17 protein-coding genes and 1 other RNA gene are annotated in these 16369 nt (G+C 71.9%); 15 read left to right on the plus strand and 3 right to left on the minus strand.

What is annotated here, in order from left to right; all coding sequences use genetic code 11:
* Positions 1-16: 16 nt before the first annotated feature.
* Positions 17-1657 carry an aspartate:alanine exchanger family transporter gene (locus tag U7230_RS00950; RefSeq protein WP_404980608.1) on the plus strand — a complete coding sequence of 547 codons (1641 nt, stop codon included), beginning with the start codon at positions 17-19 and terminating at the stop codon, positions 1655-1657.
* 41 nt (positions 1658-1698) lie between these two features.
* Here U7230_RS00950 and U7230_RS00955 read toward each other — a convergent pair whose 3' ends face one another.
* A complete protein-coding gene (locus U7230_RS00955) occupies positions 1699-2925 on the minus strand; it encodes a zinc-dependent alcohol dehydrogenase (RefSeq protein WP_324716888.1) in 1227 nt (408 codons plus the stop codon).
* Positions 2926-2980: 55 nt separating this feature from the next.
* Positions 2981-3268 (minus strand): hypothetical protein, encoded by a 288-nt coding sequence (locus tag U7230_RS00960; RefSeq protein ID WP_324716889.1) that lies wholly within the window; start codon positions 3266-3268, stop codon positions 2981-2983.
* A gap of 167 nt (positions 3269-3435) precedes the next feature.
* On the opposite strand from U7230_RS00960, the gene U7230_RS00965 reads away from it, so the two are divergent.
* From U7230_RS00965 to U7230_RS00990, 6 genes are all read left to right on the plus strand, one after another.
* A complete protein-coding gene (locus U7230_RS00965) occupies positions 3436-3909 on the plus strand; it encodes an NUDIX hydrolase (RefSeq protein WP_324716890.1) in 474 nt (157 codons plus the stop codon).
* A gap of 144 nt (positions 3910-4053) precedes the next feature.
* Positions 4054-4318, plus strand: an RNA gene (ffs, locus tag U7230_RS00970) — signal recognition particle sRNA large type.
* A gap of 70 nt (positions 4319-4388) precedes the next feature.
* Positions 4389-6488, plus strand: coding sequence for a DNA polymerase III subunit gamma/tau (dnaX, locus tag U7230_RS00975; RefSeq protein ID WP_324716891.1), 2100 nt, complete (start codon positions 4389-4391; stop codon positions 6486-6488).
* A gap of 6 nt (positions 6489-6494) precedes the next feature.
* Entirely contained in the window at positions 6495-6839 is a 345-nt protein-coding gene (locus U7230_RS00980) for a YbaB/EbfC family nucleoid-associated protein (RefSeq protein WP_324716892.1), read from the plus strand.
* A gap of 10 nt (positions 6840-6849) precedes the next feature.
* Positions 6850-7449, plus strand: coding sequence for a recombination mediator RecR (recR, locus tag U7230_RS00985; RefSeq protein WP_324716893.1), 600 nt, complete (start codon positions 6850-6852; stop codon positions 7447-7449).
* Positions 7450-7613: 164 nt separating this feature from the next.
* Complete coding sequence (locus U7230_RS00990) at positions 7614-7880, plus strand: YaaL family protein (RefSeq protein ID WP_324716894.1); 267 nt, start codon at positions 7614-7616, stop codon at positions 7878-7880.
* Here the strand turns inward: U7230_RS00990 and U7230_RS00995 are convergent.
* Entirely contained in the window at positions 7871-8758 is an 888-nt protein-coding gene (locus tag U7230_RS00995) for a UbiA family prenyltransferase (RefSeq protein WP_324716895.1), read from the minus strand. The two genes, U7230_RS00990 and U7230_RS00995, sit on opposite strands and share 10 nt — an antisense overlap.
* A 237-nt stretch (positions 8759-8995) precedes the next feature.
* Here U7230_RS00995 and U7230_RS01000 point away from each other — a divergent pair, with 237 nt between their 5' ends.
* Genes U7230_RS01000 through rsmI form a run of 8 tightly spaced genes read left to right on the plus strand, consistent with a single transcriptional unit; the run spans position 8996 to position 16278 of the window.
* Positions 8996-10462, plus strand: a complete 1467-nt coding sequence (locus tag U7230_RS01000) for an aminotransferase class I/II-fold pyridoxal phosphate-dependent enzyme (protein WP_324716896.1) — start codon at positions 8996-8998, stop codon at positions 10460-10462.
* Positions 10463-10498: 36 nt separating this feature from the next.
* Positions 10499-12190, plus strand: a complete 1692-nt coding sequence (locus U7230_RS01005; RefSeq protein ID WP_324716897.1) for a R3H domain-containing nucleic acid-binding protein — start codon at positions 10499-10501, stop codon at positions 12188-12190.
* On the plus strand, positions 12187-12900 hold the full coding sequence (gene tmk / locus U7230_RS01010) for a dTMP kinase (protein WP_324716898.1): 714 nt from the start codon (positions 12187-12189) through the stop codon (positions 12898-12900). The genes U7230_RS01005 and tmk overlap by 4 nt, the downstream gene beginning before the upstream one ends.
* Positions 12897-13184: a cyclic-di-AMP receptor gene (locus tag U7230_RS01015; RefSeq protein ID WP_324716899.1), complete on the plus strand. Its 288-nt coding sequence runs from the start codon at positions 12897-12899 to the stop codon at positions 13182-13184. Before tmk ends, U7230_RS01015 begins: the two co-directional genes overlap by 4 nt.
* Before the next feature lie 32 nt (positions 13185-13216).
* On the plus strand, positions 13217-13690 hold the full coding sequence (locus tag U7230_RS01020) for a YaaR family protein (protein ID WP_324716900.1): 474 nt from the start codon (positions 13217-13219) through the stop codon (positions 13688-13690).
* A 40-nt stretch (positions 13691-13730) separates the two neighbouring features.
* A complete protein-coding gene (gene holB / locus U7230_RS01025; protein ID WP_324716901.1) occupies positions 13731-14720 on the plus strand; it encodes a DNA polymerase III subunit delta' in 990 nt (329 codons plus the stop codon).
* Positions 14672-15559 carry a PSP1 domain-containing protein gene (locus U7230_RS01030; protein ID WP_324716902.1) on the plus strand — a complete coding sequence of 296 codons (888 nt, stop codon included), beginning with the start codon at positions 14672-14674 and terminating at the stop codon, positions 15557-15559. Before holB ends, U7230_RS01030 begins: the two co-directional genes overlap by 49 nt.
* Positions 15556-16278, plus strand: coding sequence for a 16S rRNA (cytidine(1402)-2'-O)-methyltransferase (gene rsmI, locus U7230_RS01035; protein WP_324716903.1), 723 nt, complete (start codon positions 15556-15558; stop codon positions 16276-16278). The genes U7230_RS01030 and rsmI overlap by 4 nt, the downstream gene beginning before the upstream one ends.
* Positions 16279-16369: the final 91 nt, after the last annotated feature.

Genomic DNA, 16369 nt, shown 5'->3' on the forward strand with positions numbered 1-16369 from the left:
AGGCTTGGTGCCGGCCATCGCAGGGGTGCTGGCCGCAAGCCCCTTGTTGCTCCTGTTTGCCGTCACGGGGATCGGCTACGTGGTGGGGCGCGTCCGCGTCGGCGGCTTCACCCTGGGCGTGGCGGCCATCCTGCTGGTGGGGCTCGCCTTCGGCGCCATCGACCCGCGGCTGGCGCTGCCTGGCTTCGTCTACGAGTTTGGCCTGGTCCTCTTCGTCTATACCGTGGGCCTGGCCTCGGGGCCGGGCTTTTTCCGGTCCCTCAGGCGGCGCGGCCTGCGGGACACCGCCCTGGCGGTGGGCGTGCTGGCGCTGGCGGCCGGGATCGCGTGGGGCCTCGGCCGGCTCTTCGGCCTGCCGGGGCCGGTCATCGCCGGGGTTTTCGCGGGCAGCCTCACCAATACGCCTGCCCTGGCCGCCGTGGTGGAGACGCTCCAGGCGCAAGGGCACCAGGCCGCCACCGCTCCCGTGGTGGGGTACAGCCTGGCGTACCCGGCGGGAGTGCTCGTGATGATCGCCTGCATGGGCGCGTGCGCGCGGGCGTGGCGGGTCGACTTCCGGCGGGAGGCACGGGAGTTCGCCCGGGCGACAGGGGAGGGAGGCGACCGGGTCACCAACTGCGACGTCGAGGTGACCCGGCCCGAGGTCACGGGCGTGACGGTGGCCGAGCTCATGCGCCGCCCGGAGCGGTGGGGGCGCCCGCCCTCCGTGCGGGTCATCCTCAGCCGGCTCAAGCGTGGCGGTCAGCAGATGGTGGTCACCGGGGCGACGGTCCTGCAGCTCGGCGACGTGGTCACCCTGGTCGGGCCCGAGGAGGAGCTGGAGCAGGTGGCCCCCCTGTTCGGCGTACCGAGCCGGGAGCGGCCGGAGCTCGATCGCAGCCAGATCGACTTTCGCCGGATCTTCGTCTCCAACCGGGCCGTGGCGGGCAAGCCCATCCGGGAGCTGGACCTCCGGGCCCGGTTCGGGGCCGTCATCACCCGCATCAAGCGGGGCGACGTGGATCTGGTCCCGAGCGCGTCCACCGTGCTGGAACTGGGGGACCGGGTACGGGTCGTGGCGCCGAGGGAGCGACTCGCAGCGCTGGCCACCTTCTTCGGGGATTCCTACCGGGAGCTGTCCGAGATCGACCTTCCGAGCGTCTCGCTCGGTATCGGGCTCGGGCTCCTGCTCGGCTTGATCCCGGTGCCCTTGCCGGCAGGCGCGACCCTCCGGCTGGGGTTCGCGGGCGGGCCGCTGGTGGCCGCGCTGGTGCTCGGCACGCTGGGGCGCACGGGACCCATCGTCTGGATCCAGCCGCACAATGCCAACTTGACGCTCCGCCAAATGGGGCTGGCGTTGTTTCTCGCGGGGATCGGGACCCGGTCGGGTTACGCGCTCTTGAGCACCCTCGAGCAAGCGGGGCCGGGCGTGCTCGTGACGGCGGTGGCGGTAGCCGCCGGAGCCGCCCTTGGCACCCTGGTGGTCGCTTACCGGCTGCTGCGTATCCCCATGCCGGTGGTTACGGGGATGCTGGCGGGGCTGCAGACCCAGCCCGCGCTGCTCGCCTTCGCGACGGAGCAGGCAGGGTCGGAGATCCCGCACGTGGGCTACGCGACCGTCTACCCCACGGCGATGATCCTCAAGATGCTCCTGGCCCAGCTGCTCGTGAGCCGGTAGCCGGCGGGGAAAGGGCGAGAATACGGCGCCCGGCCTCGCCCTCAGGGGACGAGCGCGACCTTGACGGCCCCTGACGGGCCCTTGCGTGCCGCCGCCTGGATCGCTTCCCTCCAGCTCTCCAGCGGGAAGCGGTGCGTCACCAGGCTGCCCAGATCCGCTTTGCCCTGCTCCATGAGCTCTAGGGCGTAGGCCATGGTACGGATGCGCCGCCCGCCGGGAAGCCGCTCCACGCCGTAGCAAAAGGTGCCCTGTACCTGGAGCTCTTTGAGCCAGATGGGGCTCCAGTCGACGTTGCGGGGCGTGGAGGCGAGGCCCACGAGCACGACCCGCCCGCCTGCCCGGGTGAAGCGCAGCGCGTCGTCGATACTCGGCCCCGTGCCCACGCACTCGAACGTGAGGTCGGCGCCGCCGACCGGCACCGGCTTGCCGATGATGGGCCGCAACAGCCGCGCGCCCAGCGCCTCCGCCAGGGCGGGGTAGAGGCGGGGGCCCCGGGCCGTCACGACCAGATCCGCGCCCAACCGGCGCGCCGCCTCGGCCTGGTGAGCATGGCGGGCCGCCACCACGACCCGCCCGGGCGATCCGGTGGCGCGCAGCGCCGCCACGACCGCCAACCCGACCGTCCCGGCTCCTATGACCAGCACCGTCTCGCCGGACCGCGCCGGAAAGCGCAGCACCGGATGCAAGGCCACCGCAAAGGGCTCGGCCATGAGGGCCGCCTCGTCGCTCAGCGAGTCGGGGACGGGGATCAGCTGGGAGTCGTGGGCCAAGAAGTACTCGCCCCAGCTCCCGCCCGTGTCGCGGCACGTACCCGTGAGCATGCCCGGGCTCAACGCCCCGTCCGTGAAGCGCTCGCACAACTGGTAGTCGCCGCGCCGGCAGGCAGGGCAGGGTGGCTCGATGCCCCGCACCTCACAGCCCAACACCGGGTCGACGACCACCCGCTGTCCCGGAGCGGCGCCTCGGACCTCCGGCCCGGCACGCTCCACGACCCCGACGTTCTCGTGGCCGAAGGTGAAGGGAAAGGAAGCGAACGGGGACGTGGAGGGGCTCGACTCCAGGAAGATGGTGTGCAGGTCGCTACCGCAGATCCCGCCCATGCGGGTGCGGATGAGAGCCCAGCGCGGGCCGGGCAGCTCCGGCACCGGCACGTCGACCAGGCGGGTGCTGCCGACGCCCCGGGTCGTGTAAGCGGAACGGGCCACGGCCCCGGCCAGCTTGCCCACCACGAACCGGGGGATGGTGGTGTGGAACTGGACCGCCTTCATGAGCCGCCCCATTTCGTCGCAGCCGGGCCGGTTCCTGCCGGGCAGCCGCGGGCGGTCAGTGGAGAGGGGGCGGAGCCATGCCGGCCACCCGTTCCCAGGCCTCCGCCTCCCGGAGCGCTCGGGCGGCGAGGTCGAAGCGGCCCTCCTTCTCCCAGGCGGCGGCGAGGCTTCGCCACATCCAGACCTGAGAGAGCAAGGAGGGGTGCGCGACGCGGGCCGGCTGCTGCTCTCTGGCAGGAGGGTGCCAGAGGCGCCACCACTCGGGTGGCGGCCCCGGGGGCCATCCGAGGGCCCCCGGCGGCCGGACGGGCCCGGTCTCCTCTCGTTGGCACTCGGGCGACACGACACGACTCCCCAAACATCGAGCCGTCGGCACAACTCTAGCGATAGCATGGCCCCCGCGCCAGGGGCACCCGGCCTTGACACGTCTCCCCGGGGGCAGTGGTCCGGATGTCCTGCGGGTGTATAGTGGAGCCAAAGTTATGCGGCGGGGCAGGTGCTGGCTACAGCATGAAGGCGCCCGACAAGACGGTGGTCTGCCGGACCGTGCGCGGCGAGTTGCGGCGCTTCCCGGCACAGACCTTGCGGTTTCGCCCGGCCGCCTACGGCATTGCGCTGCAGGACGGGCAGGTCCTGGTCGCCCGGTCTCACTTCAGCGGCTACTGGGAGTTGCCGGGAGGGGCCGTGGCGCCGTGGGAGACGCTGGAGGAAGGGCTGGCCAGGGAGTACCAGGAGGAGACGGGGCTCCCCGTGGCCGTAGGGGAGTTCGTCGCGTTCGACCAGGGCTTCATCGCCTTTTTCCAGCATGCCTTCAACTCGCTGCGGTTCTACTATCTCGTCCGGCCCGAGGCCAGCCAACCCACGGCCCAGAAGGACGAGGTGGACGAGGTGCGCTGGATCGACCTCGGCCGGCTGAGCGAAGCGACGATGGCGCCGGGGCACTACCAGGCGTTGATGCGAAGCCTCCACAAGGCCCGCGCCTGAACCGCGGGCTCGAAGCCGGCGGCCGCCCAAACGGTCGGGTAACGTTACCGCCTGCGGAGAGGATGCCCTCCTGGCAGCCTGTGACCCCGGCTGCCACCCCATGCTATAATGGGACCCGCCCTCAGGGACGGGTGGCACGTTTGGCCGTGCTAGACGGGGAGGTAGCGGTGCCCTGCACCCGCAATCCGCTATAGCGGGGTCGAATTCCCGTCCGCGGCGGGCTCCTGTGGGGTCCGGCCCCGGCACGTGGCGTTGACGGCCGGGTCTTGCGCAGCAGGGACTCATGAACCCCGCCAGGTCCGGAAGGAAGCAACGGTAAGTGAGCCGCCCTGGGTGCCGCAAGGGTGCCTGGCCCGAGCCGTCGACCGGGGTATCGCCCGGAGGAGCGCCGTCAACGACGGGTGCACGGCCTTCTTGGTAGGGAAAGGGCCCGGGCCGCTCCTGACGACCCGGGCCCTTTCGCTCGCGGGGAGACGAGCGTGCATCGAACTCTTTATCGCAAGTGGCGACCCCAGCGTTTCGCCGACGTCATCGGCCAGGAACACGTGGTCCAGACCCTCACCCGCGCCCTGGCGCGGGGCCGTGTGGCCCACGCGTACCTCTTCGCGGGCCCGCGCGGCACGGGCAAGACGACGGTGGCCCGGCTGCTCGCCAAAGGTCTCAACTGCGACCGGGGGCCCACTCCCGAGCCGTGCAACGAATGCCCGTCGTGTGTCGCGATCACGGAGGGCAGCTCGCTCGACGTGATGGAGATCGACGGCGCCTCCAACCGCGGCATCGACGAGATCCGGGAGCTGCGGGAGCGTATCCGCTACGCGCCGGCGCGGGCTCGCTACAAGGTCTACATCATCGACGAAGTCCACATGCTCACCAACGAGGCGTTCAACGCCCTGCTCAAGATGCTGGAGGAGCCGCCCTCGCACGTCGTCTTCATCTTCGCCACCACCGATCCGCAACGGGTGCTTCCCACCATCCTCTCCCGCTGCCAGCGCTTCGATTTCCGCAGGCTCTCGGTGGAGGAGCTCGCCGGGCACCTGGCGGCGGTCGCCAAAAGGGAGGGGGTCCCGGCCGAGCCGGCGGCCCTCCAGCTCATTGCCCGCCACGCCGACGGCGGAGCCCGGGATGCCCTCTCGATGCTGGAGCAGTGCATGGCCTACCGGCCCGAGGGGCTCGACGTGCAGACGGTGGCCGACGTGCTGGGCCTGGTAGGTCCCGAGGCGCTGGCCGACCTCGCGGCCGCCTACGTCGAGGGCCGGGCCTCCGATGCCCTGGCGATCCTGGATAGGCTGGTCAGCGAGAAGGGACTCGATAGTCGCCTCGTGGCGCGGGACCTGCTTGCTTACCTGCGGGAGGTGGCCACGGCCCGCATGATGGGAGGCGGCGGGGAGCGGGCCGGCTCGCCGGCCTTCCCTCGGGTGGGTGACCTGGCGAAGGCGGTCGCCGTCGAGCGGCTCGTAGCGGCCATGGACGCACTGCTGGCGGCGGAGCCCCAGATGCGCTGGGCGCCCGATCCCCGCATCGCCCTCGAGCTCGCGGTGATGCGCCTGGCCGCGCCGGGCGAACGGCCGGCCGCATCACCGCCCGCGGCCGGGCCCGTTTCGCCGCCGGCAGCGGTGCCGGTAGCCCGGGGCCGCGCCGCTTCCGCGCCGCGGCCCAAAGAGCCCCTGGAGCGGCAGGCGCCTGAAGAAGGCGCCCGCAAGGCCGAATCCCACCGCTCGTCCAGGGCGGCTGTTCATCGAGAGCGTCCCGCCCTGGTCATCGACGAGGTCCAGCGGCGCTGGAACGAGGTGCTGGCGGCGCTACGCAACCAGCAACGGCCGGCTGCGGCTCGGGTGGGGGCGCTGCTCAGGGAAGGCCGGCCCGTGCGGGTCGACGGCGACGAGATCACCGTGGGGTTTCCGCCGGGTCGCGCGTTCCACCGCAGCGCCGTCGAGGGCGACGCCAGGGCGCGGGAGGCCGTGGAGAAGGTTCTGGGGCGGCTGTTCGGCCGCCCCGTCACCCTCCGGACCGAGATTCTCGACGGCGTGGCGGAGGAGGAGCCGGCCGGCGAGCCGCCGGCCGGCGAATCTGCCGGGGCGGCGCCGGTGCAGGCTGCGCCCCATGTCCCGGCAGGTCAGCCCACGGTTGCGAGCGGCGCCCCCGCTCCGCAGTCGCAGGGAGCGAGCCCTCGCCCGGCGACCGTCCCGTTCTCGGCGGTCCCGCCGCCCCCTCCCCTCGCACCCCCTCCGCCCCCTCCGCCCGGCCCGCCGGCCTCCGGCGCCGGACCGCCCGGTGAGGCCGAGGGAGACGAGGCTCCCGTACCGAAGCCTTCCGGGGCGTCCCCGGGAAGGGGTCGCTCCGCCGCCAGCCGGGAGCGGCGGGCGCCGGGCAAGCCGCATCAGGCCGCCGGCGCATCGGAGCCGTTCGACGAGGCTACACTGGCGGCAGTGCTGCAGATCCTGGGCGCCCGTATCATCAAGGAGTTCGAGGAGCCGCCGGGAGAGGCGGCCGCGGCGGCCGGGGCAGACGAGGGCGGCGAGCAGGCGGCCGGGCACGGGAGGCCCCACTCGCCCGGCGAGGCCCGCCAGGAAGGAGCGTGAGCGAGCATGCCCCAGGGTTTCGGAGGCCCGTTCAACGTGGCCAAGGCGATGAAGCAGATGCAGAAGCTGCAGCAAGAGCTGCAGAAGCTCCAGGAGGAACTGGCCGAGCGCACGGTCGAAGCCTCCTCAGGGGGAGGCGCCGTGACGGCCGTCGTGGACGGCAGCGGGCGGTTGCGCTCGGTACGCATCGATCCGGCCGCCGCGGACCCTTCTGACCTGGAGATGCTGCAGGACCTGGTGGTGGCGGCGGTCAACGAGGCGCTGCGCCAGTCCAAGGCGATGACGGAGCAGGCCATGGCACGACTGTACGCCGACCTCGGATTGCCCGGCGTGCCGGGACTGACGGGATAGCGCGCCCGGCATGGAGTACGCACGACCCATCGCCCGGCTCGTGGACGAGCTGACGCGCCTGCCCGGCATCGGCCCGAAGACGGCGCAGCGGCTCGCGTACTTCATCGTGCGGATGAGCAGCGAGCAGGCTCACCGGCTGGCCGACGCCATCGTCCAGGCCCGGGAGAACACCCGCCAGTGTTCCGTCTGCTTCAATTTCACCGACGTCGACCCGTGCCGCTTGTGCCAGCCCAACTCGGGCCGCGACCGGGCCGTCCTCTGCGTGGTGGAGGAGCCCAAGGACGTGGTGGCCATGGAACGCACCCGCGCCTTCAAGGGGCTTTACCATGTCCTGCACGGGGCGATTTCGCCCATGGAAGGCATCGGCCCCGAGTCCCTGCGCATCAAGGAGCTCCTGGCCCGCTTGCAGGGAGGCCAGGTGCGAGAAGTCGTCCTGGCCACCGACCCCAACGTCGAGGGGGAGGCGACCGCCATGTACCTGGCCCGCCTGCTCAAGCCGCTCGGGGTCAAGGTGACCCGTATGGCCCACGGTATGCCGGTCGGAGGGGACCTCGAGTATCTCGACGAGCTGACGCTCGCGCGCGCCCTGGAGGGGCGCCGGGAGCTCTGAGCTCGGAAGGTCACCCGTCCTTCCTCTGCTCCTGCCAGGCTCCGTGCTTTTCCGTGAAGCGGGCACGGCATAGACAGGCCCCGGGGGCATAGAGTGTACCGCCGGGCGCGCCGGGGGCACGCCCGGCGGTCGCTCACCACTCGGCAACCGGGGTGGTCCATCGGATGGCACACGTGGAGAACTGGCGCCCGCCCGTGCCCGACGACCTGGTCGCCATGATCGACAAGGCACGCCGGGACTGGCTCGCCGCCCGAAACGAGTTCGACGCGGTGACCGACCCCGACCTCATCGACCATGCCATCTACGCCATGCATGCGGCGGAGCGCCGCTACGTCTACCTCATGCGGATGGCGGCACGCCTGCGGGGAGGTCGCCGCGGCGAGCCGGACGGTCCGGACCCTGCGTCGACCGAGAGCCCGCCTCAGCCGTAGAAGTGAACGTCCAGGACCGTCGCGGCGAGGATGACCAGGCTCACGGATCCCCCGGGACTCCACGCACGCCGCGGCCGGGAAACGTGGGGCAGGGACAGGGTCAAACGGGCATGCTGCCAGGCGAGGAGGAGCGCGCTGAGAGCCACGCCCCCGAAGTACCAGCCGGCCCGGCCCGTTGCCCATCCGGCCATCACCCACGCAAGTACGGCGGCGGCGTGCGCCCACCGGGCCACGGCCACGGCGCCACGAGGGCCCGGGTGCCGGGGCAGCCACGGAGTCCCCTGCTCTCGGTCGCCTGCGTCGTCCGGCGGCGCGTGGAGAAGATCGAGGCCCGAGACCCAGAGACCGGCCGCCAGGCCCAGCAGCCACGTGGGCCCCTCGACGGCCGCGCGGATCGCTACCCACCCGCCGGCAGGCCCGGTCGCCTGCGCCAGCCCCAGGAAGGCGCGGTACGCCCACGTCCAGCGCCGGGTATGCGGCACCACGACGAACGCGAGCACGGGGATCGGAGAAAGCCACAACGCGAGCGCGTTGAGCTGGCCCGCCGCAACGAGGAGCAGGAGCGTACCCGACAGCGCGACCAGCAAGGCCCGGCCCGAGTCCACCGGGCGAGGGGAGGCAGTGGACCCGCCCGCTGAGCGCCGCTCGACCCGGTCGACGTCAGCGTCCACGACCCGGTTGATGGCCGTGGCAGCGGCGCAGGCACCGGCAGCGGCCAGGGTGAGCCAGAGCAGCTGCCGGGCCGGCGGGACGGCGCCGGCCGCCAGGATGGCGGCGGCGTAGACGAGGGGAACGGCGAGCGCTGCAGGCTTGCGCGGCAAGGGTAACCGGGCGGCCGGCTGCGGCGGGGCGGCGGAGGGTGGCGTAACGGCGTGCATGCTCGCTCTGGCTCCCATCCGATCCGGGGTCGGTGACGGGATACGCTCTGCACCGGCCGCCATGGTACCTACCCGGGCGGGACGTGTCAACGAAGGGGGGCGGGCCATGACGGCGTTGCCGGGGCTTCCCGGCCCGGTGCCCGGCTTTACAGGAGTTCAATGGAGCCGTAACGGGGCACGGCTTTACCCGGGGGCGTGCGGCTGGTAAAGTGAAGGCGTGGAGGCGATGCGCCGAGTTTGAGCGCACGGACAGGCCGGGCATTGACGGAGACGGCACCCCTGGTGGAGGCGCTGGCAGAGGCGGCGGGGCGCGCGCCCGCCGTATTTCATACCCCCGGGCACAAGCGCGGCCGCTGGATCGAAGCGGCCGGCGTCTTGCCCGGCGGCGGGTTCCCGTGGGCCTGGGACGGAGGCGATGCCGTCTGGGCCCCCGACCGCGGTCATGACCTGCGAGCGGTGGCGGAGGTGGCATCCGGCCTGGTAGCCCGGCTCTGGGGCGCCCGGCACTCCTGGTTGTTGTGGAACGGCGCCACGGCAGGAGTTGTCGCCAGCATCCTGGCATGCTCGGGCCCGCGAGGACGGATCGGGGTCTCCAGGCTGGCGCATCGCTCGGTGTGGGACGCCATCGTGCTGGCCGATCTCGACCCTGTGGTGATTGGCGGCCGATGGCTGGAGGGCTGGGATATCCCCCTTCCGCCGGACGTCCGGGATCTTCGTGCGGCGACAGATGCCCCCCTCGACGCCCTGGTGGTGGTCAGCCCGACCTATCACGGGATCTGCGCGCCGCTGCAGGATCTGGCCGGCTTCATGCACCCCTCGCCCCTCATCGTCGACGAGGCCCACGGAGCCCACCTCGCCTTTTACCCGGACCCGTCCCCTCCTCACGGGATCGGCGCGGGCGCCCATCTCGTGGTGCACGGCGCCCACAAGACGCTGCCCGCCCTGACCCAGGCCGCTTTCCTGCACTGGACGGGTGCGGCGGCCGAGCCGGGGATCGATGAGGTGACCCGGTGGCTGGAGATGGTGCAGAGCACGAGCCCTCAGCCGGCCTTGCTCGCCTCGCTGGACGCGGCTCGCCTGGAGATGCAGCGCCACGGGCAACGGCGCGTGGCCCGCGCCGTCGAGCTCGCCAGGGGGACCCGCCGGGCCTTGCAGCAGGCGCGGGGAGTGAGGGTGCTGGCCCCGGAGGAGCTTCCGGCCGGGTTCACCCTCGATGAGACTCGCCTCGTGGTAGACGTGGCAGGGCTGGGACTTTCGGGCTGGCAGGCCGCTTCGGAGCTGGTCGGCGCCTGGGGCGTCTGGCCGGAGATGGCGGGGGCCCGCCACATCGTCTTCCTGTTCACGGGTGCGGACGACGCCGGGAGCGTCGATCGCCTGGTAGGCGCCCTGACGGCCCTGGCGGCCCGGTCACCCTCCGGCGCCACGGGGCGCTTGCCGGCACTGGCGCGCCTTCCTGCACCCGGGCGCCGGGTGATGCGGCCGGCAGAGGCGGCCCGACACCGGGCGCGGCGTCTCCCGTGGCCGCAGGCCTCGGGTCATGTCAGCGCCGGCGTGGTGGCTCCTTATCCTCCGGGGATCCCGCTCATCACCCCCGGAGAGGAGATTACGGAAGAGGCGGTGGCGTACGCCCTGGATGTGCGACATGCCGGAGGTGTACTGCGGGGCAGCCCCGCAGAGGGTCGGGAGGTATGGGTCGCCGCGTGAGGGCGCAATATCCCCTGTCGGTGGTGAAGGCTCGATTTGCTGAAGGCTGCAGCACGGCGCGAGGTCGTTGACAATCTGGCCCAGCTCCTGGAGGTGTTGCCTCCGCACATCCGCGCCGAGCTGGAGGCGATGGACCGGTTGCACGAACTGATCGAGATCGTGCTCGACCTGGGCCGCCAGCCCGAGGCGCGCTTTGCCGACAGCTTCGTCTACCTGAGCGACGACTACGTCTCCCGGGAGGATCTCGATTACGTCACCAAGCGGGTGGGGCAGTTCGGCCAGGACAACCGTGCCGGCATCGAACGCACGCTGCACCGCATCTCGGCGATCCGCAATCGCAACGGCACCATCATCGGGCTGACCTGCCGCATCGGGCGTGCCGTCTTCGGCACCATCGACATCATCCGCGACGTCGTGGAAGAGGGGCGCAACATCCTGCTGCTGGGCCGCCCTGGCGTCGGCAAGACCACGATGCTGCGCGAGGTGGCGCGGGTGCTCGCCGACGACTTCTCCAAGCGGGTCATCGTCGTCGACACCTCCAACGAGATCGCCGGGGATGGGGACGTGCCGCACCCGGCCATCGGGCATGCCCGCCGGATGCAGGTACCGCGGGTCGACCTCCAGGCCAGGGTCATGATCGAGGCCGTCGAGAACCACATGCCCGAGGTCGTGGTCATCGACGAGATCGGCACCGAGGAAGAGGCGCAGGCGGCGCGCACCATCGCCGAGCGGGGCGTCCAGCTGGTGGCCACCGCCCATGGCAACACCCTCGACAACCTGGTGCTCAACCCCACCCTCTCCGACCTGGTGGGCGGCATCCAGGTGGTCACCCTGAGCGACGAGGAGGCGAAGCGGCGGGGCACCCAAAAGAGCGTGCTGGAGCGCAAGGCGCCGCCCACCTTCGACGTGGTGGTCGAGATCCAGGACCGGGACCGCCTGGCCATCCACAAGGACGTGGCCTCGGTCGTGGACATGATGCTGCGGGGGATGGAGCCCAGCCCGGAGATCCGGGTGCGCGGGCCCGAGGGAGCCATCGAGGTGCACCAGGGGGGAAACCCTCCTCCTGAGGAGCCGCCGGCGCCCGAGGCGGCCCGGTTCGAGACCTGGAAAGTTGCAGGCAACGGCAACGGGCCCGGTACGCCAGGGGGCCGGTTCGCCGCTCCCGGAGCCAACGGGGGCAGGGGATTCGGCATCTCCCGCGATCCTGTGGCGTCAGCGAGCGCAGGCGGACCGGGATGGCGCGGGCCGAGCCCTTCCAGGCTTTGGGGAGGCAGCCGTCCGGTGCGGCTGTACCCGTACGCGGTGAGCACCACCCGGCTGCAAAAGGCGTTGTCGGTCTGCCCGGTGCCGGTCCAGATCACGCAGGATCTGGAGGGCGCCGACATGGTGCTCACCATCAAGGGGCAGTACCGCAAGATGCCGCGCCGCCTCAAGGAGGCCGAGCACCGGGGGCTCCCGATCCACGTGATCCGCTCCAACACCCTGGCCCAGATGGAGCAGTTCCTGGAGAAGACGTTCATGACCGACGAAGGAGCAAGCGCCCTGCTGGAAGCGCAACGGGCCGTGGAGCAGGCCCGCCAGTCGGCCCGGCCGGTGGAGCTGATGCCGCGCACCGCCTACATCCGCAAGCTCCAGCACGAACTCATCGAGCGCTACCACCTGCGTTCGACGAGCATCGGGGAGGAGCCCAACCGGCGGGTCATGGTGCTCCCCGAGGAGGTTCCATGAGCCCCGCGGGGGCGCCGCCGGGGGCGCTCATCACCTTCGAGGGGCTCGACGGTACCGGCAAGTCGACGCAGGCGCGGCGCCTCGCGCGCTGGCTCGAACGCCAGGGTGTACCGGTGCTCCACACCCGGCAGCCCGGGGGTACGGCGGCCGGGCGGCGGATGCGGGCCATCGTGCTGGGTCACGAGCGCCGCGGCGTGCGCCTCGCTCCCGAGGCCGAGCTCCTGTTGATGATGGCGGACAGGGCGCAGCACGTCTCGGAGGTGGTGCGCCCTGCCCTCGAAGAGGGCCGGTGGGTGATCTCCGAGCGGTTCGCCGACTCCTCCGTGGCGTACCAGGCTTGGGGGCTGGGGATCGACGCCGAGCTGGTCGAGCGGCTCAACCGTTTGGCCACGGGAGGCCTGGTGCCGGACCTGACGCTGTGGCTCGACCTGCCTTCCGGGGTCCTTCCGGGGCGGCGGCAACGCCCCCGCAGGGATCGGATCGAGGGGCGCGACGAGGGGTTTTTCGCGCGGGTGCGCGAAGGATACCTGGCTCTGGCCGCCGCCCATCCGGAGCGGATCGTTCGCCTCGACGTGACCGGGTCGAGCCGGGACCGGGTGGAGGCGCTCGTCCGAACCGCGGTCATGGAGCGCCTGGGCCGGCGGCTCCAGGAGGTGACCGGCCGGACCCGGCCGAACCACGGTGGGGAGGAGGCGGGTGCCCTGTCATGAAGCTCTTGATCGCCGTCGTGCAGGACCAGGATGCCGGGCCCTTGATGCAGCGCTTGGTGGATCAGGGTTTCGGGGCCACCAAGCTGGCGAGCACGGGGGGCTTCCTCCGGCAGGGCAACACCACCATCCTCATCGGCCTCGAGGATGCGCAGGTCGACGCGGCGGTGGAGTGCATCCGCCGGACCTGCCGCCACCGGCGCCAGGCGGCCGCAGGCGCGGGGGACGTCGAGGTAGGAGCGGCCACCATCTTCGTGTTGCGGGTCGACCGGTTCGAGCGGATCTAGCCCGCGAAGGCCCTGCGTGAAGGACGGCCGCGATGGAAAGCGCACGGATCGAGGGGCTTCCCCGGCGGCGCCGCCCCACTCAGATAGGCCGGCCCCGGGCCGGCTCGACGGCCAGGACCGCGAGCGGCGAGCGGCCGGCCGGCGTCTTCCGGACGGAGCTGGCCGATGCCGACCGGCGTCGCCGGCGGCAGGAGATGGAGCAGGCGCTGCGCGAGGTGGACCGGTGCGCGGGAGAGCTGCGCCGCTCGCCCGGCGAGGCGACCGTCTTCGCGTATCGCCAGGCCGTGCGGCGCCTGCTCGAGCTCGCCCTTGCCGGCACGTACCGGGTCGACCGGCGGGTCGCGGTGGACGGGCGGGGGCAGCGGCGTCTGCATGCCGTGATCCAGGAGGTGGATGCAGCGCTCGACCGGCTCGTCCGGGACGTCCTGGCGCGCCAACAGCCCGCTCTGGCGCTGGCGGCCCGGCTCGACGACATCCGGGGGCTGCTGCTCGACCTTGTCCGCTGACGCGCCGTCGCCTGCCGCACCGGTTCGGTGGTCTGCGATCGTGGGGCATGCACGGGCGGTCGGGTGGTTTCGCCGCGCGATCCAAGGTGGCCGCATCGGCGGGGCCTACCTGCTCCACGGGCCCCGCGGGGTGGGGAAAGCGACGCTGGCCAGGGCCGTGGCGGCCGCCCTGCTCTGTGAGGCGCCTGACGAAGACGGGGAGGCATGCGGGCGCTGCGACGCATGCCAGGCGGTGGCCCGGGGCCGTCATCCGGACGTCGTGTGGGTGGCCCCCTCCACGGAGGCCGGCAACATCACCATTCAGCAGATACGGGACCTGCGGATGCGCCTGAGCCTTTCCCCCCAGCGGGGGGCGTGGACCGTGGCGGCGCTGGAGCGGGCCGACCGGCTCACGCTCGAAGCGGCCAACGCTTTCCTCAAGTCCCTGGAAGAGCCGCCCGGCCAGACGGTGCTCTTCTTGCTGGCCGAAGAGGTCGACGCCCTGCCTGAGACCATCCGCTCCCGTTGCCTGCCTTTCTACCTCGGACCGGTCGATCGCTCCCTCATCGCAAGGACGCTCGAAGAGCGCCTCGGATTGGCCCCCGAAGAGGCCAGGCGCCGGGCCCTGGCATCGGCCGGACGTCCGGGCTGGGCCATGGAAGGCTGGGAGGGAGCGCTGCGGCGGCGCCAAACCGCGATCGACTGGTTGCGCCAGGCCCTGGTCCAGCCGCCGGCCCGGGTCGACCGGTTGACCCGTGAACTGGAAGGGGGCGATCCTGGCGAAGTGGACGAGAACCTTGCTGCAATGATATGGTTGTGGCGGGATGTGGCGGCGTGGGTCTTTGGTGGGAAGCAACCGGACATCGTGACCGGCGATCAGGAGATGGAGGCGCTGCTCCGCCGGATCCGCCCGGTGGGGGCTGTGGAGGGGCTCCGGACCTTGATCCGGGCGAGGGAGATGATCGCCCGGTACACGAGCCGCCGGTTGACGCTCAACTGGGCGTGGATGGTGCTGCGCCGGGCAAGCTGCGGGGACCGGTCCGCGTCGTAGCGGTGCGGTTGGGCCGCGCCGGCCGGGTCTACTACTTCGATCCCCGGGATTTGCCCCTGACCCGCGGGGCGTGGGTCGTCGTGGAAACCCAGAGGGGGCTCGAGACCGGGCAGGTCGTGGTCGAGCCGCGGGAAGTGGTCGCGGAGAAGGTCGTGTGGCCGCTTCGTCCCGTAGTCCGCCTGGCGACCGAGAGCGATCTCGCACAGCGGGACCAGTGGCAGCAGAAGGAGCAGCAAGCTTTCGCCCTCGGGATGGAGAAGGTGGAGCAGCACCACCTGCCCATGCGGATCGTCGACGCCGAGTACGGTTTCGACGGATCCCGTCTCACCTTCTACTTCACGGCTCCGGAGCGGGTGGATTTTCGCGAGCTGGTGCGGGATCTCGCTTCGACCTTCCACACCCGGATCGACTTGCGGCAGGTCGGCGCCCGGGACGTCGCGCGGATGGTCGGGGGGATCGGGCCGTGCGGGCGGCCCGTTTGCTGCGCCTCTTTCCTGTCCGAGTTCCGGCCCGTCACCATCCGCATGGCCAAGGACCAGGGCCTTCCCCTCAACCCGGAGAAGCTCTCGGGCCTGTGCGGGCGCCTGATGTGCTGCCTCGCCTACGAGCTCGATCGCGTGCCGGCTACGGTGACCACCGCGGCCACGGGCGCCGACGGCACGGCCCGCCCTGCCGGCTGCCCGCTCAACGGGTGTGGCGGCGATGGCCAAGCGCCGGGCCCGGCACCGGGCGAATCCGCCGACCCCGATGGCCCGGCGGCCGCATTGCCGGCCACGGATGGGGCCACCCGGAGGCGGCCGCGCCGGCGCAGGCGTCACCGGAGGCCTTCAGCCGCTTGAGCGGGATCCTGTGGGTCTGCGGGACCCCCATCGGCAATCTGCAGGACGTTTCGTTGCGCCTCGTGGAGACCCTCAAGGCGGTCGACCTGGTGGCATGCGAGGATACCCGCCGCGCCCTCAAGCTCCTCAACCACCTCGGCATCCGCAAGCGGCTGGTCAGCTACCACGAGCACAACGCCGCCCATCGCCTGCCGTTGTTGCTGCAAAAGCTGCACGAAGGGCTGCAGCTCGCTCTCGTGACCGACGCCGGGATGCCGGTCGTCTCGGACCCGGGTTGGGAGCTGGTGCGGGAGGCGGCCGCCTCCGGGATCGCCGTGCGGGTGGTGCCCGGTCCGTCGGCCGTGGTCTCCGCTCTGGCGGTCTCGGGGCTACCGGGGCAGCGCTTCTGGTTCGAGGGGTTCTTGCCTCGCCAGCCCAAGCGCCGGCGAGAGCGGCTGGAGGCGTTGCGGGACCTCCCCGGCACCCTCGTCTTCTTCGAGGCTCCTCACCGTCTGGCGGCGAGCCTGCAGGCGATGGCAGAGGTTCTAGGGGCGCGCCCGGCCGCCTGCGCGCGAGAGCTGACCAAAGTCCACGAGGAGGTCGTCCGGGGGAGCCTGGTCGAGCTCGCCCGGCGCTTCGAGCAGGCGGAGCCGCCGCCCCTGGGCGAGTGCACCATCGTGGTGGGCCCTCCGCCCGCGCTTTTGCACTGCGAGAGCACTAAAAACATCCAGTATACATGAGCCGCACCCGTTGTGCCTGGCGCGAGCGCCTGCTAGAATGACCCCCAAAACTACTCGCAGCCACCCGGGAACGGCCCGCGACGGGCGGGAG

The sequence above is a fragment of the Limnochorda sp. L945t genome, from assembly GCF_035593305.1.
In the GTDB taxonomy this organism is placed as follows: domain Bacteria; phylum Bacillota; class Limnochordia; order Limnochordales; family Geochordaceae; genus Carboxydichorda; species Carboxydichorda subterranea.